The organism is Silvimonas terrae, from assembly GCF_014202765.1.
Taxonomy (GTDB): Bacteria; Pseudomonadota; Gammaproteobacteria; order Burkholderiales; family Chitinibacteraceae; genus Silvimonas; species Silvimonas terrae.
In genome coordinates this window covers 174,163-194,639 of sequence record NZ_JACHHN010000004.1, presented here as the reverse complement: position 1 = coordinate 194,639, position 20,477 = coordinate 174,163, and the positions used below count along the sequence as shown (strand labels likewise).

22 protein-coding genes are annotated in these 20,477 nt (G+C 59.8%); 8 read left to right on the top strand and 14 right to left on the bottom strand.

Going from position 1 to position 20,477, the window contains the following annotated elements; translation table 11 throughout:
• Positions 1–174: 174 nt before the first annotated feature.
• Positions 175–1,350, bottom strand: coding sequence for a phosphoglycerate kinase (locus HNQ50_RS10980; RefSeq protein ID WP_184100590.1), 1,176 nt, complete (start codon positions 1,348–1,350; stop codon positions 175–177).
• A gap of 229 nt (positions 1,351–1,579) precedes the next feature.
• Between HNQ50_RS10980 and HNQ50_RS10975 the strand changes: the two genes are divergently transcribed.
• Positions 1,580–2,794 (top strand): MFS transporter, encoded by a 1,215-nt coding sequence (locus tag HNQ50_RS10975; protein ID WP_184100589.1) that lies wholly within the window; start codon positions 1,580–1,582, stop codon positions 2,792–2,794.
• Here HNQ50_RS10975 and HNQ50_RS10970 read toward each other — a convergent pair.
• From HNQ50_RS10970 to HNQ50_RS10960, 3 genes are all read right to left on the bottom strand, one after another.
• Positions 2,782–3,234, bottom strand: coding sequence for a GNAT family N-acetyltransferase (locus HNQ50_RS10970; protein ID WP_221303136.1), 453 nt, complete (start codon positions 3,232–3,234; stop codon positions 2,782–2,784). The two genes, HNQ50_RS10975 and HNQ50_RS10970, sit on opposite strands and share 13 nt — an antisense overlap.
• Positions 3,235–3,334: 100 nt before the next feature.
• Positions 3,335–4,489, bottom strand: a complete 1,155-nt coding sequence (locus HNQ50_RS10965) for a D-alanyl-D-alanine carboxypeptidase family protein (RefSeq protein WP_184100587.1) — start codon at positions 4,487–4,489, stop codon at positions 3,335–3,337.
• Between the two features lie 176 nt (positions 4,490–4,665).
• A complete protein-coding gene (locus HNQ50_RS10960) occupies positions 4,666–5,532 on the bottom strand; it encodes a PhzF family phenazine biosynthesis protein (RefSeq protein ID WP_184100585.1) in 867 nt (288 codons plus the stop codon).
• A gap of 347 nt (positions 5,533–5,879) precedes the next feature.
• Here HNQ50_RS10960 and pcnB point away from each other — a divergent pair, with 347 nt between their 5' ends.
• From pcnB to panC, 5 genes are all read left to right on the top strand, one after another.
• On the top strand, positions 5,880–7,238 hold the full coding sequence (gene pcnB, locus HNQ50_RS10955) for a polynucleotide adenylyltransferase PcnB (protein ID WP_184100583.1): 1,359 nt from the start codon (positions 5,880–5,882) through the stop codon (positions 7,236–7,238).
• Positions 7,238–7,726, top strand: a complete 489-nt coding sequence (gene folK, locus HNQ50_RS10950) for a 2-amino-4-hydroxy-6-hydroxymethyldihydropteridine diphosphokinase (RefSeq protein WP_184100581.1) — start codon at positions 7,238–7,240, stop codon at positions 7,724–7,726. Before pcnB ends, folK begins: the two co-directional genes overlap by 1 nt.
• Positions 7,727–7,810: 84 nt before the next feature.
• The gene (gene panB, locus HNQ50_RS10945; protein ID WP_184100579.1) at positions 7,811–8,602 is read left to right on the top strand and encodes a 3-methyl-2-oxobutanoate hydroxymethyltransferase; all 792 of its coding nucleotides are present in this window, start codon (positions 7,811–7,813) and stop codon (positions 8,600–8,602) included.
• Complete coding sequence (locus HNQ50_RS10940; protein ID WP_184100577.1) at positions 8,602–9,213, top strand: HD domain-containing protein; 612 nt, start codon at positions 8,602–8,604, stop codon at positions 9,211–9,213. Before panB ends, HNQ50_RS10940 begins: the two co-directional genes overlap by 1 nt.
• Before the next feature lie 34 nt (positions 9,214–9,247).
• Positions 9,248–10,087 carry a pantoate--beta-alanine ligase gene (gene panC, locus HNQ50_RS10935; protein ID WP_184100575.1) on the top strand — a complete coding sequence of 280 codons (840 nt, stop codon included), beginning with the start codon at positions 9,248–9,250 and terminating at the stop codon, positions 10,085–10,087.
• A 95-nt stretch (positions 10,088–10,182) separates the two neighbouring features.
• Here the strand turns inward: panC and HNQ50_RS10930 are convergent, their stop codons facing one another.
• Both HNQ50_RS10930 and argA read right to left on the bottom strand, forming a co-directional pair.
• On the bottom strand, positions 10,183–10,797 hold the full coding sequence (locus tag HNQ50_RS10930) for a LysE family translocator (RefSeq protein WP_184100573.1): 615 nt from the start codon (positions 10,795–10,797) through the stop codon (positions 10,183–10,185).
• 126 nt (positions 10,798–10,923) lie between these two features.
• Positions 10,924–12,237, bottom strand: coding sequence for an amino-acid N-acetyltransferase (gene argA / locus HNQ50_RS10925; RefSeq protein ID WP_184100571.1), 1,314 nt, complete (start codon positions 12,235–12,237; stop codon positions 10,924–10,926).
• Positions 12,238–12,522: 285 nt separating this feature from the next.
• On the opposite strand from argA, the gene HNQ50_RS10920 reads away from it, so the two are divergent.
• Positions 12,523–13,059 (top strand): acyloxyacyl hydrolase, encoded by a 537-nt coding sequence (locus tag HNQ50_RS10920; protein WP_184100569.1) that lies wholly within the window; start codon positions 12,523–12,525, stop codon positions 13,057–13,059.
• A 543-nt stretch (positions 13,060–13,602) separates the two neighbouring features.
• Here HNQ50_RS10920 and nagA read toward each other — a convergent pair.
• The 8 genes from nagA to HNQ50_RS10880 form a co-directional block, all read right to left on the bottom strand.
• The gene (gene nagA / locus HNQ50_RS10915; RefSeq protein ID WP_184100567.1) at positions 13,603–14,706 is read right to left on the bottom strand and encodes an N-acetylglucosamine-6-phosphate deacetylase; all 1,104 of its coding nucleotides are present in this window, start codon (positions 14,704–14,706) and stop codon (positions 13,603–13,605) included.
• A gap of 100 nt (positions 14,707–14,806) precedes the next feature.
• The gene (locus tag HNQ50_RS10910; protein ID WP_184100565.1) at positions 14,807–15,157 is read right to left on the bottom strand and encodes a DUF2237 family protein; all 351 of its coding nucleotides are present in this window, start codon (positions 15,155–15,157) and stop codon (positions 14,807–14,809) included.
• A gap of 37 nt (positions 15,158–15,194) precedes the next feature.
• Positions 15,195–15,974 (bottom strand): MBL fold metallo-hydrolase, encoded by a 780-nt coding sequence (locus tag HNQ50_RS10905; RefSeq protein ID WP_184100563.1) that lies wholly within the window; start codon positions 15,972–15,974, stop codon positions 15,195–15,197.
• A complete protein-coding gene (locus HNQ50_RS10900; protein WP_184100562.1) occupies positions 15,971–16,747 on the bottom strand; it encodes a TatD family hydrolase in 777 nt (258 codons plus the stop codon). The genes HNQ50_RS10905 and HNQ50_RS10900 overlap by 4 nt, the downstream gene beginning before the upstream one ends.
• A 111-nt stretch (positions 16,748–16,858) precedes the next feature.
• Complete coding sequence (locus tag HNQ50_RS10895) at positions 16,859–17,224, bottom strand: PilZ domain-containing protein (protein WP_184100560.1); 366 nt, start codon at positions 17,222–17,224, stop codon at positions 16,859–16,861.
• The gene (gene holB, locus HNQ50_RS10890; protein WP_184100550.1) at positions 17,221–18,249 is read right to left on the bottom strand and encodes a DNA polymerase III subunit delta'; all 1,029 of its coding nucleotides are present in this window, start codon (positions 18,247–18,249) and stop codon (positions 17,221–17,223) included. Before holB ends, HNQ50_RS10895 begins: the two co-directional genes overlap by 4 nt.
• Positions 18,246–18,899 (bottom strand): dTMP kinase, encoded by a 654-nt coding sequence (gene tmk, locus HNQ50_RS10885; RefSeq protein WP_184100548.1) that lies wholly within the window; start codon positions 18,897–18,899, stop codon positions 18,246–18,248. The genes holB and tmk overlap by 4 nt, the downstream gene beginning before the upstream one ends.
• A gap of 74 nt (positions 18,900–18,973) precedes the next feature.
• Positions 18,974–19,405 carry a PilZ domain-containing protein gene (locus tag HNQ50_RS10880; protein ID WP_184100546.1) on the bottom strand — a complete coding sequence of 144 codons (432 nt, stop codon included), beginning with the start codon at positions 19,403–19,405 and terminating at the stop codon, positions 18,974–18,976.
• Between the two features lie 223 nt (positions 19,406–19,628).
• On the opposite strand from HNQ50_RS10880, the gene HNQ50_RS10875 reads away from it, so the two are divergent.
• On the top strand, positions 19,629–20,426 hold the full coding sequence (locus tag HNQ50_RS10875) for a DODA-type extradiol aromatic ring-opening family dioxygenase (protein ID WP_184100544.1): 798 nt from the start codon (positions 19,629–19,631) through the stop codon (positions 20,424–20,426).
• Positions 20,427–20,477 lie beyond the last annotated feature (51 nt).

The following is a 20,477-nucleotide window of genomic DNA, read 5'->3' as shown; positions in this document are numbered from 1 at the left end:
TCCATCACAAGAAAAAAGGTCGCGTGGGCGACCTATGTTTTATAGCTGTTTGTTGTGCTGTAAGTATTGTGAAATGACAAAAGCCGGGCGTCGGCCCGGCTTTTGTGACGACTTGATTTAAGCGGGGACAGATTTTTGTATCATCTGTATCCAGCAAATCTGTCCTGATCCGGATTAACCGTTGTAACGGGTTTCCAGAATTTCTACGGCCGGCAGCACTTTGCCTTCCAGGAATTCCAGGAAAGCACCACCACCGGTGGAGATATAGCTCACCTTGTCGGTGATGCCGTATTTGGCCACCGCAGCCAGGGTGTCACCACCGCCCGCGATCGAGAAAGCGCTCGATTCGGCAATGGCTTCGGCCACAACTTTGGTGCCGTTACCAAACTGGTCAAACTCGAACACGCCCACCGGGCCGTTCCAGACAATGGTGCCGGCTTTTTTCAGCACATCTGCCAGTGCCCTGGCCGAATCCGGGCCAATGTCAAAAATCATGTCGTCTGCTTCAACGGCGGCCAGCGGCTTGACCACGGCGGGTTCGTTGGCATCGAACTTCTTGCCGATCACCACGTCGGTCGGCAGCGGCACATCGCCACCGCGGGCGCGCAGCTTGCTGATCACGGTACGGGCGTTACCCACCAGATCGGCTTCAGCCAGCGACTTGCCCACTTGCTTGCCTTCGGCCAGCAAGAAGGTATTGGCAATGCCGCCGCCCACCACCAACTGGTCAACCTTGTCGGCCAGCGACTCAAGAATGGTCAGCTTGGTCGAGACCTTGGAGCCGGCCACAATCGCCACCAGCGGGCGGGCCGGATGGGCCAGTGCCTTGCCCAGCGCGTCCAGTTCGCCAGCCATCAAAATGCCGGCGCAAGCGGCCGGGGCGAACTTGGCTACCGCGTGGGTCGAGGCTTCAGCGCGGTGCGCGGTGCCAAAGGCATCGTTGACGAATACATCGCACAGGGCGGCGTATTTCTTGCCCAGATCATCACTGTTTTTCTTCTCGCCCACGTTGCAGCGCACGTTTTGCAGCAGCACCACGTCGCCCGGCTTGACCTGGTAGCCTTCCCAGTTGTCCAGCACGTCGATCTTGCGGCCCAGCAGTTCACCCATGCGGGCGGCGACGCCGGCAAGGCTGTCTTCCGGATTGATCTGGCCTTCAGTCGGACGGCCCAGATGACTCATCACGATAACCCCGGCGCCCGCCTTGAGTGCGGCCTCAATGGTCGGCAACGACGCGCGGATACGGGTGTCGTCACCAATCACGCCATCTTTGACGGGTACGTTGAGGTCGGCACGGATCAGCACTTTCTTGCCGGACAAGTCCAGCTCGGTCATTTTTCGGTACGCCATGATGCAGTTCCCTATGATGAGTTCAGGTGATTGTGAAACCAGTCTTTGCCCGGCTTGCCGAGGCACGTCGGCGGGGGTGTGCTGCCGGGTAGAATCAGGTTTTTGGATAATGCATTTCTTGTCGCCGCGCCTGGCAACCTGTTGCCCGGGCGGGTCGTGCGGCGGGTTTTCCTGCCCGTTGCCGCTTGTGTGCAAGCCTTGCAGTCTAACACATCGTTTTTGGCCCCAAATGACCCAGGTCTCGTCGCTCTTTCGTAATCGCAATTTTTTACTGCTTTGGTTCTCCAGTATTTTTGGCAACCTGGCGCTGGCCGTCGCCACACTCTCTGAAACCTGGTATGTGGTCAAAACCCTTGGGGTCAAGGAACAGCTTGGCTTTGTGATGATTGCGGGGTCTGTCCCGCGTATTGTGTTGATGGCGTTTGGCGGTGTGCTGGCTGACCGGATGAAGCGCACGCGCATCATCCGGTTTTCATTGACCACCCGCGTATTTCTGATGCTGGCGCTGGTCGGCTTGCTGTACTTCAATGCGCTCAATATTGTCACGCTGACGGGGTTTGCCTTTTTGTATGGCGCGCTGGATGCGTTTTTCTGGCCCGCGCGGGATGCCCTCTTGCCCAGTGTGGTGCCGGATCTGGATTTACCCCGCGCCAACTCCGTCATGCTGACCACCAACCAGATTGGCCTTGTGTTCGGGCCGGTGCTGGGCGGCGCGTTATTGGCGCTGCTGAGTTATGAGTGGGTGTTTGTGTTCACCGCCATCATGCTGGCGGCGGGGACGCTGTGCGTGGCGCAGGTCAAAGAGCCGCCGATGGATTGGCATGCCGCCCGCAAACATGTGCTGGCGGAACTCAAGGAAGGCGTGCAATACGCGCTGTCGTCCCCGGTGTTGCGTTCCTTGATGATCATTTACGCCATTGCCAATTTGCTGTTTATGGGGCCGCTGGCGTTGGGTGTGCCGATCGTGGCGGCAGACAATCTGCACGGCAATGCGGCGGTGCTGTCCTACCTGCAAAGTGCGTTTGCGGCGGGGATGGTCACCGGTGGCTTCCTGCTGACCATTTTCCCGCCCCGCAAAAAGCGCTTGTTGATGATTGCACTGGTGATCGTGGCGGAAGGGGTATTGCTGGGCAGCCTGTCGCACGTGACGTGGCTGGCACTGGCGGTATGCGTGCAGTTCCTGACCGGTCTGGGCGTGGTCAGCAATAACGTGCCCATGATGTCGCTGATCCAGCAGTATGCTGATCGCAGCAAAATCGGCCGGGTGATGAGTCTGAACACCATGGCCTCAATGGGCTTGTCGCCCCTCAGTTACGCCATGGTGACCGGTTTGTTGTCGTTGCATATCGGCATTGGCGTCATCATGCCAGTGTTCTGTCTGACCATGAGCGCCGCCATGTTGCTGTTGATCTGGGGTATGCCGGCAATCCGTCAGATTGATTGAGCGGCGGGTCGCCACAGGCGGATCATGGCCTCGCCATGGGTTTCATCCACAAACCGCCCATGTTCGGTAAAGCCCACGCGCCGATAGAGAGTGAGCGCGCCGCCGTTGCTGGCCTGCACGGCCAGCAACAGTGCCTCCTGGCCGGCCAGTCCGATGGCGGCTTCCAGCAACATCTGGCCGATGCCCTGGCGCTGCCAGACTGGTAACACTGCAAATGACGAAACCACCTGCCGCCCTTCGTCCAGTGCAGAGAGGGCGAGCACGCCGCACAAGGACTCACCACGCAGCGCACCCAGATAGCGCGCCTGATCCAGCATCAAAATGGTGGCTTCCGGTAGCCAGGGGGCGTCTGGCATGGCTTGTTGCAGGATATGAACGATCTGCCCGGCCACACTGGGCCGGGTATGTTCAACAATGGCGATGGCGATTCCTGCAGGCACGGGGCTTTCCGCAAAGTGGTGTCATCTGCTTTAACGCAAAAACAATGCCCGCAGCGGACAGCGTGCGGGCATTGTGGGCACAAATGACGGATGCGGTCGCTTATTTGCCGCCGAACCACTTGTGGAACATCAGTTTGATGCTGTCGATCAGGCGGCCAAAGAAGCCGGCTTCCTCGACGTTTTCCAGGGCTTGCGCCGGGTACTGCGCAATCACCTTGCCTTGATCGAGCACATCAATGGTGCCCAGTTGCTGGCCGGCCTTGATCGGCGCAATCAGCGGCTCATCCAGTTTGACCTGTGTGGTGACCTTGCTGCCATCGCCCTTGGGCACGGTGACAAACTGATCATTCACAAAGCCCACTTTCACGCTGCTCTCGGCGCCTTTGTAGACCTGCTGGGTGGCCAGCGGCTGTTTGGCGGTGAACACTTTGGGCGTGTCAAAGAATTGCGTGCCCCAGTTCAAGAGCTTGGCCGATTCATTGGCGCGAACTTCATCGCCCGTGGTGCCGACCACCACCGAGATCAAACGGCGGCCATCCTTGTGCGTACTGGCCACCAGGTTGAAACCGGCCGAGTTGGTGTGACCGGTTTTCATGCCATCCACATTCGGATCACGGTACAGCAACAGATTGCGGTTGGGCTGGCGAATCTTGTTGTACGTGAACTCCTTCATGGAGTAGATCGGATAGAACTCCGGGTAGTCGCGGATGATGGCCGCAGCAATCTTGCCCAGGTCTGCCACTGTCATATAGTGGTTGGGGTCCGGCAGGCCGGTGGAGTTCATAAAGTGCGAACCCGTCATGCCAAGACGCTGCGCTTGCTGGTTCATCATCTGCGCAAACACTTCTTCGCTGCCGGCAATGGCTTCGGCCAGCGTCACGCAGGCATCGTTGCCGGACTGCACAATCATGCCCTTGATCAGGTCATCAACCCGGGCCGGGGCTTTCGGGTCCAGGAACATGCGCGAACCTTCGGTCTTCCAGCCTTTGGTGGAGACGGTCAGTTGCTGGTCCAGGCGAATACGGCCTTCCTTGACGGCTTTGAATACCACATAAGCGGTCATCAGTTTGGTCAGGCTGGCGGGCTCGACCCGCATATTGGCATCACGTGATGCCAGTTCGGAGCCACTTTGAAAATCCGTCAGGTAGTACGCCTTGGCGTTGATTTCTGGAACGGGCGGAGTAAAGGCCTGAGCCGAAGCGGCGAGCAGGAGGGAACAAGCAATCAACGTACGGGACAGGTTTCTGGAAATCATGGCGGGCGTTTCTGATAACAAAGACAACAGGTGGCGGAGGGTAACACCGGCGGCATATGACCGGCCCGGTATTATGTCTGCGTTTCGACCGCTTGGGGGGTTAACTGGTTCGCTTGTCCGACAAAAAGAAAAAGCGCCCCGTCAGCAAGGCGCTGGTTTTTTGCAAATGGCGCGCGTCAGGCGAGCGCGTTGCCGCCGTGATCTGGCCAGTCAAATTCGCCCCGGCCCACTTCGGCTACCCGTCCGCCCACATGAATTTGTTTGTCTGCATCAATCAGCAAGCTCAGATGAGCCAGCCGGCCAATGCCGTGCCCCTGCACCATGCTGGCAGTCAGGGGGAGCGTAGTAGTTTGTTCGGCCAGCAGCCAGCCGCCCAGGTTGGCGCAGGCCGAACCCGTGCCGTGGTCCTCGGCCAGTTGCCCATTCTGTACCCAGAAAAAGCGCGCCACAATGTCGTCCTCCGCCCAGGCCCAGACCAGCGTCTGGATAATGCCACGCTCGTTCTTTGCGTGGATATTCATCAGGGCCAGATCAGGTGTGCATGCCTGCACCGCCTCGGCACTGGCCAGCGGCACCACCAGTTGTTCTGTCCCGGTATTCACAAAGCGCGGCGTGCCGGCCACTTGCTCCGGCGCAATGCCCAGTGCGTGCGCCATGTCTGCGGCGGGCGGCGCAAAGCGGTAGGTGGGGGCGTTGGCACTCAGTTGCATACGGTGGTGTTCATGGGCTACCACCGGGATGACACCGGCTTTGAATTCCAGCGTCAGGTGAGATTTCCCCAGCGTTTGCGCCAGCACCCACGCCGTGCCGAGGGTCGGATGGCCGGCAAACGGCAACTCATAAGTCGGGGTAAAGATGCGCACCTGTGCATCGGCCCTGGCGGAGGGAAAAACAAAGGTGGTCTCGGACAAATTAAGCTGTTGCGCCAGCGTCTGCATTGCGGCGGCGTCCAGCCCGCGGGCATCCTCAAACACCGCCAGCGGGTTGCCGGCCCACGGGGTTTCAGCAAAGACATTGACGATGCGGTAACGATAACTGGCCATACGGATCTCCGGCAAACAAAGGCAAAAAGGGGCTGACCTCACTATGCACCGCACCGGGGCAAGCCGGGCAGCGGCAGTCTGCGGTGCAATGCATCATGACAGTTGAATTGATCGTCAGCATGCACCATGCTTTTTTGTGCATGACGGTTGCCGCAGTTGCATCATGCTGACTGTATAATGAGCGCCTTTTCAGGGCCGCTAACGAAACCGCCCTGGCCGCATGTGAGCGTGCCGTGTTTGCTCGGGTGGTTTGGTTAGCGGCTTGACTGGCCCGAAACGGGCCGCTTGCGGCAAGACAGCATCAGCCATGAACTGAACGCAGTCTGCCGGTTTTCTTTGGTCAAACGATGATTCGCAAATTGATCGGCAAGGTGCTACGGCGCCCGGGCAAACGTGTGTTGCATGCCAAACACTACGGCGTGCGCCGCGAGGATATTCATTCTGGCGCGCTGAAAGTGTGTGACCGCCTGCAAGAAGCAGGCTATGAAGCCTACGTGGTGGGCGGCGCAGTGCGCGACCTGATGCTGGGCAAAGCGCCCAAAGACTTTGATGTGGCGACCAGCGCCACGCCAGAGCAGGTCCGTCACGTATTTAATCGCTCCCGCATTATTGGCCGGCGCTTTCGCATTGTGCATGTGCCGTTTTACGAGCGCGGCGGCGAAGAAATCATTGAAGTCACCACCTTCCGTGGCGCAGGAGAAGCCCCCACGGATGAGTCTGGCCGCATCCTGCGCGACAATGTCTACGGCTCTTTGGAAGACGATGCATTGCGCCGCGACTTCACCGTCAATGCGCTTTACTACGACCCATCCCGCGAAGAAATCCTGGATTTCCATCACGGTGTAGATGATCTGGAAGCCCGCCGTCTGGTGATGATTGGCGATCCGGGCATCCGCTACCGGGAAGACCCGGTGCGCATGCTGCGGGCAATCCGCCTCTCTGCCAAGCTGGGTCTGGACATCGCCCCGCCCACGCGCAAGCCGATTGCCGAGTGTGCCGGCCTGCTGCAGAACATCCCGTCCGCCCGTTTGTTTGACGAGATGATGAAGCTCTTGCTGTCTGGTCGTGCCTGGGATTGCCTGATGGCGCTCAAGGCCGACGGTCTGCACAAGTATCTGTTCCCGGTGCTTGATCAACTGCTGAAGACGCCGCAGACCACCGCGTTCTTGCAAAAGGCGCTGGCCAATACCGACAAGCGTCTGGCCGAAGACAAGCCCGTTTCTGCCGGCTTCCTGTTTGCTGCTTTGTTGTGGCATGAGGTGGAAGCCTCCTGGCAGAAGAAGCTGGCGGCGGGTGAGCACACCGTGCCGGCGCTGATGGCGGCCATGAACGAAGTGGAAACCAACGTCGAAAAACGGCTGGCTATCCCCAACCGTTATGGCGCAGCCATGAAAGAAATCTGGTTGCTGCAACCGCGCTTTGAACAGCGCGTGGGCAGCCGGCCGTTCCGCCTGTTTGAACAACAGCGTTTCCGCGCCGCCTATGATTTTCTGGCCCTGCGCGGTGAATGCGGGCTGGTGGATAAAGAGCTGGTGGAATGGTGGACGCAGTTCCAGTTCTGTGACGACGATACCCGTTCTGCCATGATCGCCCGCGTAACCGGTCCGCAAAAAGGGCCGGATCGCAAACGCCGCCGCCGCAAGCCCACGGGTAAAGCGGGTGGTGCGGCCAAGCCGGGCGGCGAGAGTAGTGGTGGCGCCGAGTAATGAACACGTTGCACCGCGCCTTTATTGCGCTGGGCGCTAATCTGGATGACCCGGCGGCGCAATTGGCGGCTGCCGTGAGTGCCCTGGGTGAGTTACCCCAAACAACGCTGGTGGCCTGTTCGCGCTTTTATGCGTCGGCCCCGGTGGGGTACGCAGACCAGCCTGATTTTGTGAATGCCGTGGCAGAACTGGCCACCAGCCTCACCCCGGATGAACTCTTGCAAGGTTTGTTGCAGATTGAATCGCTCCAGGGGCGTCAGCGCACCTTTCGCAACGCGCCGCGCACACTGGACCTGGATGTACTGTTGTATGACAACATCACCCGGCAAGACGCGCATCTGATCATTCCGCACCCCCGCATGCACGAGCGCGCCTTTGTATTGGTGCCACTTGCCGAAATTGCCCCGGATGTCGTGATCCCCGGACTTGGCCTTGCAACGGCCTTCCTGGGGAAAGTCGCGAGCCAGACCCTGCACCCGTTGGGCTAAACTGCGATTGGCGCGCTGCACCAATCTGGCGCTGCGCCCATGTTTTCTGCACCGGTTAGCCGTTTTCGACAGGAAGTCAAAACCATGAAAGTCACCGTCAATACCCTGAACAAGATGAAGCAGGATGGTCAGAAGATCGCCATGCTGACCTGTTACGAAGCCAGCTTTGCCACATTGCTGGATGAAGCCGGTGTCGATGTCCTGCTGATTGGGGATTCGCTGGGCAACACCGTTCAGGGCCAGAGCTCCACGCTGCCGGTGACGCTGGATCACATGATTTACCACACCGCTTGCGTCGCCAAAGGCACCAAAGACGCCATGGTGCTGGCGGATCTGCCGTTTGGCGCGTATCAGGCCAGCCCACAGCAGGCATTTGATAGCGCCGTGCGCCTGATGCAGGCCGGCGCAGAAATGGTCAAGCTGGAAGGCGGCATGGTCATGGTCGAGACCGTGGATTTTCTGGTGAACCGGGGTATTCCGGTTTGCGTACACATTGGCCTGCAGCCGCAATCCGTCAACCTGTACGGTGGCTACAAAGTACAGGGCAAGACCGATACCGAGGCCGAAACCCTCAAGCGTGACGCGCTGGCGCTGCAAGCCGCCGGGGCCAGCCTTGTCTTGATGGAAATGGTGCCGGCTGCCGTCGCCACCGCCGTGACCGGATTGCTCTCCATTCCCACCATCGGGATTGGTGCGGGCGTGAACTGTGATGGTCAGGTCCTGGTGCTGCACGACATGCTGGGCATTTATCCGGGCAAGAAAGCGCGCTTTGTGAAGAACTTCATGACCGGCGCCAGCAGCATTCAGGGCGCGGTGGAAAACTACGTCAAGGCCGTCAAGGGCAGTACGTTCCCGGCGGAAGAGCATTCCTTCTGATGAGCACACCGACCGCCGATTTTGCTGCCATCACCGCGTTTGTGCTGGAACTGGAAAAGCTCAAAGGCGTGCTGCGCAAGAACCGTCCGCTGGGACAAACCCGCTATGAAAACACCGCCGAACATAGCTGGCAGATTTGTCTGCTGGCCATGTCGGTATTGCCGCACGCCTCAGAACCGGTTGAGATCGGCGCCGTCGTCCAATTGCTGCTGGTGCATGATATTCCCGAGATCGATGCCGGGGACGTCAATGTGTACGATGCCGCCGGCCGCGCCGCCGCCGAGGCCAAGGAAGAAGCGGCGGCACAGCGGATATTCGGCCTCTTGCCGGCAGAGACCGGCGCACAGATGTATGCGTTGTGGCGCGAGTTCACCACGGGCACCAGCGCCGAGGCACGTTATGCCCGCGCCATTGACCGCATGATGCCGGTCTTGCAGAACCTCAATAGCGCCGGCCAAAGCTGGCGTGAGAATGGCATTCGCATCGACCAGGTCACGCGCATGAACCACCCGAAAATCTCCGGCATGTTCCCGACGCTGTGGCCGCAGATTGAACAACAACTGATCGCGGCGGTGGCACGTGGTGATCTGGGTGCCGCCCAGGACGAATAAGCGTCCCCCTGTTTAACCCTTTTTCAGGTTTGTCATGAAAATCATCCATACCATCGCTGAATTGCGCGCCTGGCGCGCCACCGTGGATCAAGTGGCGTTTGTGCCGACCATGGGTAACCTGCATCAGGGCCATATGGCGCTAGTCCGTGCGGCGCTGGCAGAAACACCGCACGTGGTGGTGAGCCTGTTTGTGAACCGCCTGCAGTTTGGTCAGGGCGAAGACTTTGACCGCTACCCGCGCACGCTGGCCTCTGACGCTGCGCTGATCGAAGAAATTGCCCCCAATGCCATCGTGTTTGCGCCGGATGAAAAAGAGCTGTATCCGCACGTGGTGCAGCACTACAAGGTGGACCCGCCCGCCATTCAGGATGAACTGTGCGGTGCGTTCCGGCCTGGGCATTTCCAGGGCGTCGCCACGGTGGTGACCAAGCTGTTCAACATTGTTCAGCCGACAGTGGCCTGTTTTGGCAAAAAGGACTACCAGCAGTTGTTCGTGATCCAGAGCATGGTCGAAGAGCTGAACATGCCGCTGCGTATCATCCCGGTCGATACCGGCCGGGCGGAGAGTGGCCTGGCGTTGTCCTCACGTAATGGTTATCTGAGCCCGGAGGAGCGCGTGGAAGCCGCGCGGATATACTTTCACCTGACCCGCATGCGGGACGCCATCGTGGCGGGCGAACGGGATTACGAGAAACTCGCCAATGAAACCATTGCCGATCTGACCGCGCGCGGCTGGAGCCAGATTGACTACGTGGAAGCGCGCAATGCCCACACGCTCAAGCCGGCGACCCATACCGATCACCATATTGTCTGGCTGATTGCAGCGCGCCTTGGCAAGACGCGCTTGATTGATAATCTGGAAATTGATTTGTGAGCCGGGCTACGTTGCTGGAAATCGATCTCTGAGCCTGGTGGCAAGCAAACAAAAACCCCGCATCAGCGGGGTTTTTGTTTGGGCCTGGCATACGCTTACTGGCGTGCCAGCGCCAGCAAACCGCCCACGGCAAAGAACGCGCCTCCGCAACCCCGGTTGAACCAGCGTACCCGTTTGGGTTGCTGCAGCCACGCTGCCAGCCGCGCACCACCCGCGGCGTAGGCAATCTGCCAGCTCGATTCAATCACGAAGAACGAGAGCAACAGCACGCCCCATTGCGCTTGCTGTGGCAGGTGCGGATCAATGAACTGCGGCAGAAACGCACCCGCAAACAAAATGGCCTTGGGGTTGGATAAGGCGACCGTCAGTCCCAGCCGGAAGCGGCTGGCCGTGCTGTTGCTGTTGGCGCGGGGCAGGGCAAGCGTTTCGCCGGCACGCCAGCACTGAATACCCAGGTAAACCAGATAGGCTGCACCCACCAGTTTCAGCAGCAGGAACAAAGTGGCGGATGTGGCCAGGATCGCGGCCAGTCCAAAAGCCGACGCGGTAAACAGAATGGCCAGACCCGCGCACGCACCGGCCATGGTGGCAGTGGTGGCTTTCCAGCCGTAACGTGTGCCGTGCGAAAGCATCAGCAACATATTGGGGCCGGGTGTGGCAGAGATCAGCAGGGTGGTGAGGACAAAGGCCAGCCAGAGGTCAAAGCGCATGGTATTTCCTGGATAAACAGCAAAGACGACCGTCCGACTATAACGCTGTCATGCGGTCACTGGCGAGGTACAACACAGGCCCGCTGCGAGCATGACAGTGGGCCTGCGGGGTGTTGGCGGGGCGAGTCAGAGCAGAGACTTGATGAATACCTTGGACCGACGCTGATAGTTGTAGAGGCTCTTTTTTTCCATGGGCAATTCGTCGACCGTGCCATGGGTAAAGCCACGCTCCACAAACCAGTGCGAGGTGCGGGTGGTGAGCGCAAACAGTGAGCGCAGGCCCTGACTGCGGGCTTGTTGCTCCACATGGCGCAACAACACGGCGCCCCGGTCTTCATCCCGGTAATCCGGGTGGACCACCAGACATGCCATTTCTGCCATCTGGCTATCGGGGAAGGGGTGTACCGCGACGCAACCGATGATCTTGCCATCGTGCTCCAGCACGGAATAGCGGTTGATTTCCCGCTCCAGCAATTCCCGCCCGCGCTTGACCAGCACGCCTTGTTCTTCCAGCGGCTCAATCAGCTGCAACATACCCCCGACATCATCAATCACCGCCTGGCGCAGGGTTTCCAGCGTTTCGCGCGAGATCATGGTGCCGACGCCTTCGTGGCTGAATAGCTCCATCAGCATGGCGCCGTCTTCGTTGTGGCTGACCAGGTGGGCCCGGGCCACGCCACGCCGCACCGCCTTGATGGCGCAGGGCAGATACAGCCGCACATCTTCATTGACGTTCGGGTTGGCGGCCAGGAATTGCTCACCCTCCAGCGCGGTCATTTCGGTCTGCAGCTCGCCGCTGGCATCGACCACGCCTTCATGGCCGAACAGGAACAGCAGCTTGTGCGCCCGCAGCGCAATGGCGGCGCTGGTGGCGACGTCTTCCAGCGTCAGGTTGAACACTTCGCCGGTCGGTGAGTAACCCAGCGTAGACAGCAAGACGATCTCGCCGTCCTCCAGCCGGTAATTGACGGCCGTGGTATCGACCTTGCGTACTTCGCCGGTATACAAGAGATCCAGCCCATCGCGCACGCCCATGGGTTGGGCGGTGACAAAATTGCCGGCGGACACGCGAATATGCGCGTTGGCCATGGGTGAATTGGCCAGACCCATCGACAACAGGGATTCAATATCCACCCGTACCTGGCCGACCGCCTGGATGACGCATTCCAGCGTTTCGGCATCGGTCACGCGCACCCCTTTGTGGTAGTGCATGTCCAGCCCGCGCTCAGCCATGCGGGTTTCGATCTGGGGCCGCGCACCGTGCACCACCACCAGACGCACGCCCAGGCTCGTCAGCAGGTTGATATCGTGGGTGAGCGTAAAAAAGCGGCCGTCACGAACAACTTCACCACCCAGCGCAATCACAAAAGTACGCCCGCGAAAGGCGTGGATATACGGGGCGGCTTGACGAAACCACTGCACCAAATCACTGGACTGCATACGCGCTCCATTCAGGCCACGCGTCTGGCGCGGCGGGTTGGCATCGGCTCATGCCGGATAGGCGTGATTGTAAGACAAATGGCCGGTGATGAATTCATCATTACGACGCATCTTTAAATGGGCGAGATCGCCACAAAATGGTCATGCATCTGACATGTTAGTCAGTAGATTACCTTGCGGCGGGTATGATGCCGGGGTGCTATGTTGTGCCCCGCTGATTGTCCGTTTTATCGAAATCTGTTTTTGTGTTTGATTAAATTCATTACAGAGTAATATACCCGCGCCATGAAAAAGACACTGCTGACTATTCTATTGGCCTCAGCTGCGTATGCAGGGGCCGCACCGTTTGACACGTTCAATGCCGCCGTCGGTGAGACCACGCGGCCCCACGGCGAAAATACGCCCAACACCCTGCGCCTGTCGGTGGGTTGGGACTGGAATGTGCGCTGGCTGGAAACCAGCGTGGGCTATGTAACCGGTTACTGGGAATTCGCTGGCGGTGCCTGGCGGGTGCAGGACACCACGGCCTATGACGTGGATATCGTCCCCATGTTCCGTTACCAGTTCAAGAGCGAAAGCTGGTGTTCGCCGTTTGTAGAGGCTGGTGTCGGCGTGGCCTATCTGACAGAACACAAAATTGCTGATGATCACGATCTGACTTCGCATCCGCAGTTTTCTGACCGTATTGGCGGGGGCTGCCGCTTTGATGGCGGCAAGCAGGAACTGGGGATCAACTTCCATCATTTCTCCAACGCCGGTCTGGATAAACCGAACCCTGGTGTGGATTTTCTGCTGGTGCGTTACGGGTACCACTTCGACTGAGTGGTTAGTGATGGACCTGCTGGATGCCGGAAAGTGAAAGGCCCGCACAAGCGGGCTTTTTTCTTTTTAGTGGTGGGCGACGTGTTTGAGTCCGCAGTTGCAGATCATGTCGTCATTTCGGCGGAGGCCGGAATCCAGTTGGCCGCCGCAGGTGGCCTTTGCGGGCTAGCACCATTGCGTAGCCCGAGCGGTAGCGGGAATCCGGGGTGGCTGGCCTGGTTCATATTGTTGCCGGGTTGTTAGCGCCTGCCGGCGCGGGTGTTTTATATACCGGGGGTGCCCGGAGCACGTTACTTTTCTTTGCTTCGCCAAAGAAAAGTAACCAAAAGAAAGGCGACCCCGACGACAGCGTTCGCTTCGCGAATCCCCTGTGCTTCTCGCGTGGCCCGGCAGGCTCGGGAACTCGCTACGCTCAGACACCCCTCGCCGAAACCCCGGGCCCCGCTACGATGCTCGGCGCTGCCGAAGGGGAGGTACGTCAAAAGCAACTTCAACCGCAGCCCCCAAAATCAAACGGCAATCACCTCCCGCCTCGGCCGCGCATCACGCCGTATAAACCACATCCCCCTCAACCACCACCTGCTGCACATTCAATTGCCTGTCCAGGACCACCCAGTCCGCCCAGGCACCCACACCAATCCGCCCGCGGTCGGCCAGGCCCAGGTAGTCAGCCGGGTTGCGGGACAAGCGGTGCGAGGCGTCTTCCAGTGACAGACCAATGCTGACCAGATTGCGCAAAGCCTGGTCCATGGTCAGGGCGCTACCCGCCAGGGTGCCGTCTGCCAGTCGGACGCCGCCCATGCATTTGGTAATCACACGCCCTTCGTCTTTGTCGTAGTCGCCGTCTGGCAAGCCGGTCGCGAGCGAGGCGTCGGTGACGCAATACAGCTTGGGAATCGCCCGCAGTGCCACTTTTATGGCACCAGGGTGGACGTGGATCAGGTCCGGGATCAACTCGCTGTATTCGGCGTGCGCCAGCGCGGCACCGACCATGCCTGGCGCACGGTGGCCCAGCGGCGACATGGCGTTGTACAGATGGGTGAAACCGGCCGCGCCGCGTTCCAGCGCGGCGACGCCTTCTTCATACGTGCCAATGGAATGGCCCACTTGCACGCGCACGCCCCGCGCGGCCAGCCACTCAATGATGGCATCGTGGCCGGCGATCTCAGGGGAGAGCGTCACAATCCGCACGGGAACCGCCGCCATATATTGTTCAAGTTCGGCAATCACCGCCGGGCGGGCATGATTGGGCAAGCCCCCCAGCCGGCCCGGGTTCACATAGGGGCCTTCCAGATGCACGCCCAGAAAGCGCGCGCCATCTTGCGGGCGCTGGGCAATGGGGGCGGCCAGTTGTTGCAAGAGGGGCAAAAGCCGTTCATGCGGGGCGTTGACGGTGGTGGCCAGCAGCGACGTCGTGCCGTGGCGCGCATGCATGCGGGAGATGCTCTCTGCCGCAGCCGCGCCGTTCATGATGTTGGCGCCATCGCCGCCATGCACATGCAGATCCACAAAACCGGGCAGGATGAGGGCGTCGGTATTGCTGTCTGGCGAATCGGGGCGGGCATCGATCTGGCTGATCCGGCCGTGCTGGGTGTGGAGCCTGCCGTGCCGCCAACCGGCCAGCGTGAGGATATTGCCTGAGCGCATGGGTTCCCCTGGGTCTTGCTGCGATGTGTTTGCAGCCATTATGCAGGTTGCATGGCACAGCGGGGTACGCCTGCTTGGCTCTGCTTGCGCAGCGTGGGCGTTAGTGGCGGGAGTAATCCAGCGAGAAGCTCACCAGGGTTTCCAGCGACACATGTTCCAGGATGGACTCATGGGTGGCCGCCATGATGACTTTGGGCGCGTTACCCGCCGTTAGCGCCTCAATCCAGCGCGCGGCGCACAGACACCAGCGGTCGCCCGGCTTAAGCCCGCCAAAGCCCCATTCTGGCCGCGGCGTTGACAGATCATTGCCGCGTGATCTGGAAAACGCCAGAAACTCGGCCGTGACTTCCACACACACGGTGTGCTTGCCGGTATCCAGCGGGTGATCCTGGCAGCAGCCATCCCGCGTGAAACCGGTCAGCGGGTCCATGCTGCAAGCCACAAGGGGCATGCCCAAGTACGTTCAGATCCGGGGTCTGGCTCATGACTTAGCGCTCCGCAGTGACCTGCAAGCCATCGTAGCCCACTTCGATGCCATCAGGCAGGCGGGCCGACAGCGCGTTGAATTCCAGTTCGTGCGTCATGTGGATCAGCACGGTACGGCGCGCCTTGATGCGCTGGGCGGCCTCCAGGGCCTGATCGACCCCAAAATGAGTCGGGTGCGGAATGGGGCGCAAACAATCCAGAAACAAGACGTCCAGATTTTCCAGCCGGGCAAAGCTCTCTTCCGGAATGTGCGATACATCGGTCAGGTAGGCCACATTGCCCACCCGGTAACCCAGAATCGGCCACTTGCCGTGCATGAGCGGAATGGGGGTGATGGTCACACCCTTGAACTCGAACGGCCGATCATCAATCTCGGTCAGCGTGAGCACCGGTTTGTCCCAGTAATCGCTGGGCGGGAACAGGGTATAGCTGAAACGACTCTTGATGTGCTCTGCCATCAAGGTGTTGCCAAAGACCGGAATGGCCGCCCGGTTAAGCCAGCAGAACGCGCGCAGATCATCAATCCCATGCAGATGATCAGCGTGCGGATGGGTGTACAGCACGGCATCAATATGCAGCAGGCCTTCCCGCAGCACTTGCTGGCGCAGGTCTGGCCCAGTATCGATCAGCAAGGTCAGGCCGCCGGCCTTGATCACGGCGCTGGCGCGGGTGCGGCGGTTTTTGGGGTCGGTTGAGGTGCACGTCGCGCACTTGCAGCCCAGCGCAGGGGACCCGCCGGAAGACCCGACCCCCAGCAGCGTCACTTCAGCCGGGGCGCTCATTGCGCGCTCCGGGCCTGGGCAAACAGGCGGAAGAAGTTGTCAGTAGTGGCTTCTGCGATACGGCTCAAGGGCTCGCCGCGCAATTCGGCAATATGTTCGGCCACATGCCGGACCCATGCCGGCTGGTTCATCTTGCCGCGAAACGGCACCGGGGCCAGATAGGGCGAATCGGTTTCGATCAGCATGCGCTCCATCGGCACGCGCTTGGCCACTTCCTTGAGTTCTTCCGCCTTCTTGAAGGTGACAATGCCAGAGAAGGAAATGTAGAAATTGAGATCAATCGCCGCCTTGGCGACGTCCCAGCTCTCGGTAAAACAATGCATCACCCCGCCAAACTCGTCCGCGCCTTCTTCTTGCATGATGCGGATGGTGTCGGCTGAGGCAGAGCGGGTATGAATGATCAACGGCAGCCCGGTTTTCTTAGAGGCCCGAATATGGGTGCGAAAACGCTCACGCTGCCATTCCAGATCGCCTTCCAGCCGGTAATAGTCCAGTCCTGTTTCACCAATGGCGATCACTTTGGGTTGCCGGGCCAGTTCGACCAGCCCTTCTACCGTGGGCTCGATCGTATCTTCGTAATCCGGGTGGACCCCGACCGAGGCAAACAGGTTGGGTTGGGATTGGGCCAGAGCAAGCACACCGGGCAGGTCGGGCAGGTTGACTGCGACCACCAGCGCGTGGCTGACCTTGTTATCGACCATGGCGGCCAGATGCGCGTCCAGGTTGGTGACGAGGTCAGGGAAGTTCAGGTGGCAGTGCGAGTCAACAAACATGGGCAATCCGGTACGAGCGAGGCGGTTGGCGGCAAGAAACAAACAGGCCGCAAAACTTGCGGCCTGTTTATTGTAAATCAATGAGTTGCTACCCTGGAACGGGTAAGCGTCCTACATGGTATGGGTGGTGCGGGCAGATTGCAGGTAACCGCCCAGCAAAGCCTCGATCTTCTTGCGGGCTTGTGCGCCGGCTTCGTTGCCGGAAAAACGCACGCCAATGCCCTGCTGGTGGTTGTTGTGCGCGCCGGGCGGGGTCAGCCAGATGACGTGCCCGGAGACCGCAATCTTGGCCGGATCGTCCAGCAGCGACAACAGCATGAACACCTCGTCACCCAGCCGGTACGGCTTGTTGGTCGGAATGAAAATGCCGCCGCCTTTCACAAAAGGCATATACGACGCATACAGCGCCGCCTTTTCCTTGATGTTCAGCGATAGCACACCAGGGCGGGTGGTCCCGGTGCGTACGGGTTCGTTCATGGCAGGTTTCCTGTCAGCTTGCCGCGCAACGCGGCCAGGTAGTCGAACAGTAACGATTCAAAAACCAGCCGCGCATTGAGCGGATGGTGCGCCAGGCGTTGTGCCTGTTGCAAGCGGTCGACGTAAACCAGCATACGGCTTGCTCTTGGCGCAAGTTTGGTCAGTGCGTCGGTTCGATCTGGATAATAGCGAATCCGCCCGGACATGCCCAAAGTAATCAGATCGTGGGTCCATTTCTGCAGCCATTCGATCACTCTGGCCGGCTCGATCTTCGCTTTTTCGATTTCGGCAGCCAGCCCCAGCACATTCAGATGCTGCGGTGCGCTGATCTGGTCCAGCACGCTGGCCCGCAGTGGCAACCATTCGGCCTGGGCGTCTTCTTGCGCGGCCAGTGGCGAGCCGCCGGCATGGGCCAGGTGGACGGCCGCATCACGCACGCCTTGTTCTTCCAGCCAGGTGGTTGCGGCGGCGGTGTCCGGCGTGGTCAGGGCCAGCACGCGGCAGCGGCTGCGAATGGTCGGCAGCAAGCGCCTTGCCTGATGGGTGACCAGAATGAATTGGGCGCCCGCAGGTGGTTCTTCCAGCGTTTTCAGAAAAGCATTGGCGGCGGCGGTATTCATGGCTTCGGCCGGATAGACCAGCGTCACCTTCGCCCCGTTGCGATGGGAGGAGAGGTTCACAAAATCGGTCAGGTCGCGGATATCTTCTACGCCAATAATGGGCTGCTTGCGCTTAGGCTTGGTGGTGTCTTCCAGTTCCTCATCCACCGGGTCACTGGGCGCAAGAATGCGGAAATCCGGGTGATTGCCGGCAGCCTGCCAGCGGCAGCCATCGCACTCGCCACAGGGGGCAAGGCGTTTATCCGGGTGTTCGCACAGGTACCAGGCGGCCAGGCGCTCGGCAAAACGGCGCTTGCCAATGCCGGGTTCACCGGTCAGCAAGAGCGCATGGGGCAGGCGTGCCGGATCGTGCATCAACTGCTGCCACGCGCCTTCTTGCCAGGGGTAAAGCGTGTATTGCGTCATGCCAGTGACTCACGCATCCAGCCACTGAGCAGCACATGCAATTCTTGCTGGATGACGTCGATGGGGCGGGCCGCATTAATGATGCGGAAACGCTCCGGCGCGGCATGGGCGCGTTCCAGATAGGCGTTGCGCACGCGCTCATGAAAACTGGCGGCTTCGCGCTCGAACCGGTCCAGCTCTCGGCTTTGGGCAATCCGGGACTGGCTGATTTCCGGCGGGACATCAAACAGCAAAGTCAGATCGGGCTGGATCATGCGGGCACCGCTCAGCTGTACCCAGCGCTCCAGCGCTTCGAATTTCTCACGCGCCAAGCCGCGGCCACCGCCTTGATAGGCGTAGGTGGCATCGCTGAAACGGTCGCACAGCACCCATTCGCCGCGTTCCAGTGCGGGTTCGATTACCCCGGCCAGATGCTCGCGGCGCGAGGCAAACATCAGCAGCGCCTCTGTTTCCAGATGCATGGGTTCGTTCAGCAGCAAGGTACGCAGCTTTTCACCCAGCGGCGTGCCGCCGGGTTCGCGGGTAACCACGTGCGCAATGCGGGCGTTGGTCAGCCAGCGGTCTATCCAGGAAAGCTGGGTGCTTTTGCCCGCACCATCTACACCTTCTACCGAGATGAAGCGGCCACGGGGGACAAGCTGGTTTTGCATGGTCAAAATGGGCCGGAAAAGATCGGTCTGATTGTCGCACAGAACGCCATGGCGGGGCGAAACCCCGCCTGGACTTATTCAGGCTTGATGGCTACCGGCGCGGGAACACGTCCGGCCAGGGTTTGCTTGAGCAGGTTTTTGCCGTCGCCCTTGAATTCAACAAACTGGATACCGGTACGGAACAAATCGCCAGACAACACGGTGTAGACCACGCGGCTTTTCACTTCGACGATCTTGGGGCGCATACCGGCGGCGGTGGCCGGAATACTGATCAGCACCGTCACCCGGTCAGAGCCGGGCAAGCTGAAATCAGAGTGCAAACTGAAACCGCTATTGGAAATATCAAACGCCCGGCCCCGGAACGATAGCCGTTCTTCGGTCTCGGAATACACGATCGCCACGCGCCAGTTCACCAGGTATCGGCTTTCTTTGCGCATGTCCTGAACGGGAATTTCGTTAAAACCAGCACTGAAAAAATTGGGGCTGGGTACAGAATGGTCCGGCATGGGTTTCGCTTGCAGTATCAATTTCTGCACACATTACAAGAAAACGCCCCCTGCCGTTAAGCAGCAGACCAGCGTGACAGATGAGTGTGACCCCAAATACGCACTTGCCTAGACGTATTGTCCCGATTAGTGCAACAAATCATTGTGCTTTGACTGGTTTATACATTGATACGCGTGATGCACACTGACTAGCAATCAAACGTATCTTTGAAGGAAGAGCATCATGTCCCGCTTGCCGACCCTGTTTGTCTCTCATGGCTCACCCATGCTGGCGCTGGACGCCGGTGCAACGGGCGAGGCCTGGGCCCGTGTTGCTGCCAGTCTGCCGCGTCCGCGTGCGGTGCTGATGGTGTCGGCGCACTGGCATCATGAAAACAGTGGTGTGACCGCTGCGGATGATCTGGAAACCATCCATGACTTTTATGGTTTCCCGGCACCGCTCTACGAACAACAGTATCCGGTCACCGGCGACCCCATCCTGGCGCGGGAAATTGCGGATGAGTTTGGCGAGTTGGGCCTGAGCATCATCCAGGACCCGCAACGCGGGCTGGATCATGGTGCCTGGGTACCGCTCAAATCCATGTACCCGGAAGGGGATATCCCGGTCATTCAACTGGCGCTGGATTTGCGGCGCGATACCGACTGGCACTACGCCGTGGGCCACGCCTTGAACACCTTGCGGGATGACGGCGTGCTGATCATTGGCTCGGGCAGCATCACGCATAACCTGCGGGATATCGTACCCGGGGTTTCCAGCGGCCCGCAGATTCCGGCGTATGTGCCAGAGTTCATGGACTGGATGCATGAACACGTGACCGCGCGGGATGTGGACGGCGTGCTCAATTACCGTACTCAGGCCCCTGGCGGCGTGCGGGCGCATCCGTCACAAGATCACATCCTGCCGCTGTTTGTGGCGATGGGGGCGGCGCATGAAGAAGTGGCGGTGCGCGAATACACGGCCATTACCGAAGGCGTGCTGGGTATGGATATCTACCGCTTTGGCGAGTTGCCCACGCAATAAGTACACGGCTTGCCGCCATAAGAAAGGGCAGGTTGATCCTGCCCTTTTTTG

Excerpts from the sequence above, each read along its gene's own strand:
- HNQ50_RS10980 (WP_184100590.1), bottom strand. The coding sequence starts at position 1,350 with ATGGCGTACCGAAAAATGACCGAGCTGGACTTGTCCGGCAAGAAAGTG.
- HNQ50_RS10975 (WP_184100589.1), top strand. The coding sequence starts at position 1,580 with ATGACCCAGGTCTCGTCGCTCTTTCGTAATCGCAATTTTTTACTGCTT.
- HNQ50_RS10965 (WP_184100587.1), bottom strand. The coding sequence starts at position 4,489 with ATGATTTCCAGAAACCTGTCCCGTACGTTGATTGCTTGTTCCCTCCTG.
- HNQ50_RS10960 (WP_184100585.1), bottom strand. The coding sequence starts at position 5,532 with ATGGCCAGTTATCGTTACCGCATCGTCAATGTCTTTGCTGAAACCCCG.
- pcnB (WP_184100583.1), top strand. The coding sequence starts at position 5,880 with ATGATTCGCAAATTGATCGGCAAGGTGCTACGGCGCCCGGGCAAACGT.
- folK (WP_184100581.1), top strand. The coding sequence starts at position 7,238 with ATGAACACGTTGCACCGCGCCTTTATTGCGCTGGGCGCTAATCTGGAT.
- panB (WP_184100579.1), top strand. The coding sequence starts at position 7,811 with ATGAAAGTCACCGTCAATACCCTGAACAAGATGAAGCAGGATGGTCAG.
- HNQ50_RS10940 (WP_184100577.1), top strand. The coding sequence starts at position 8,602 with ATGAGCACACCGACCGCCGATTTTGCTGCCATCACCGCGTTTGTGCTG.
- panC (WP_184100575.1), top strand. The coding sequence starts at position 9,248 with ATGAAAATCATCCATACCATCGCTGAATTGCGCGCCTGGCGCGCCACC.
- HNQ50_RS10930 (WP_184100573.1), bottom strand. The coding sequence starts at position 10,797 with ATGCGCTTTGACCTCTGGCTGGCCTTTGTCCTCACCACCCTGCTGATC.
- argA (WP_184100571.1), bottom strand. The coding sequence starts at position 12,237 with ATGCAGTCCAGTGATTTGGTGCAGTGGTTTCGTCAAGCCGCCCCGTAT.
- HNQ50_RS10920 (WP_184100569.1), top strand. The coding sequence starts at position 12,523 with ATGAAAAAGACACTGCTGACTATTCTATTGGCCTCAGCTGCGTATGCA.
- nagA (WP_184100567.1), bottom strand. The coding sequence starts at position 14,706 with ATGCGCTCAGGCAATATCCTCACGCTGGCCGGTTGGCGGCACGGCAGG.
- HNQ50_RS10910 (WP_184100565.1), bottom strand. The coding sequence starts at position 15,157 with ATGCCCCTTGTGGCTTGCAGCATGGACCCGCTGACCGGTTTCACGCGG.
- HNQ50_RS10905 (WP_184100563.1), bottom strand. The coding sequence starts at position 15,974 with ATGAGCGCCCCGGCTGAAGTGACGCTGCTGGGGGTCGGGTCTTCCGGC.
- HNQ50_RS10900 (WP_184100562.1), bottom strand. The coding sequence starts at position 16,747 with ATGTTTGTTGACTCGCACTGCCACCTGAACTTCCCTGACCTCGTCACC.
- HNQ50_RS10895 (WP_184100560.1), bottom strand. The coding sequence starts at position 17,224 with ATGAACGAACCCGTACGCACCGGGACCACCCGCCCTGGTGTGCTATCG.
- holB (WP_184100550.1), bottom strand. The coding sequence starts at position 18,249 with ATGACGCAATACACGCTTTACCCCTGGCAAGAAGGCGCGTGGCAGCAG.
- tmk (WP_184100548.1), bottom strand. The coding sequence starts at position 18,899 with ATGCAAAACCAGCTTGTCCCCCGTGGCCGCTTCATCTCGGTAGAAGGT.
- HNQ50_RS10880 (WP_184100546.1), bottom strand. The coding sequence starts at position 19,405 with ATGCCGGACCATTCTGTACCCAGCCCCAATTTTTTCAGTGCTGGTTTT.
- HNQ50_RS10875 (WP_184100544.1), top strand. The coding sequence starts at position 19,629 with ATGTCCCGCTTGCCGACCCTGTTTGTCTCTCATGGCTCACCCATGCTG.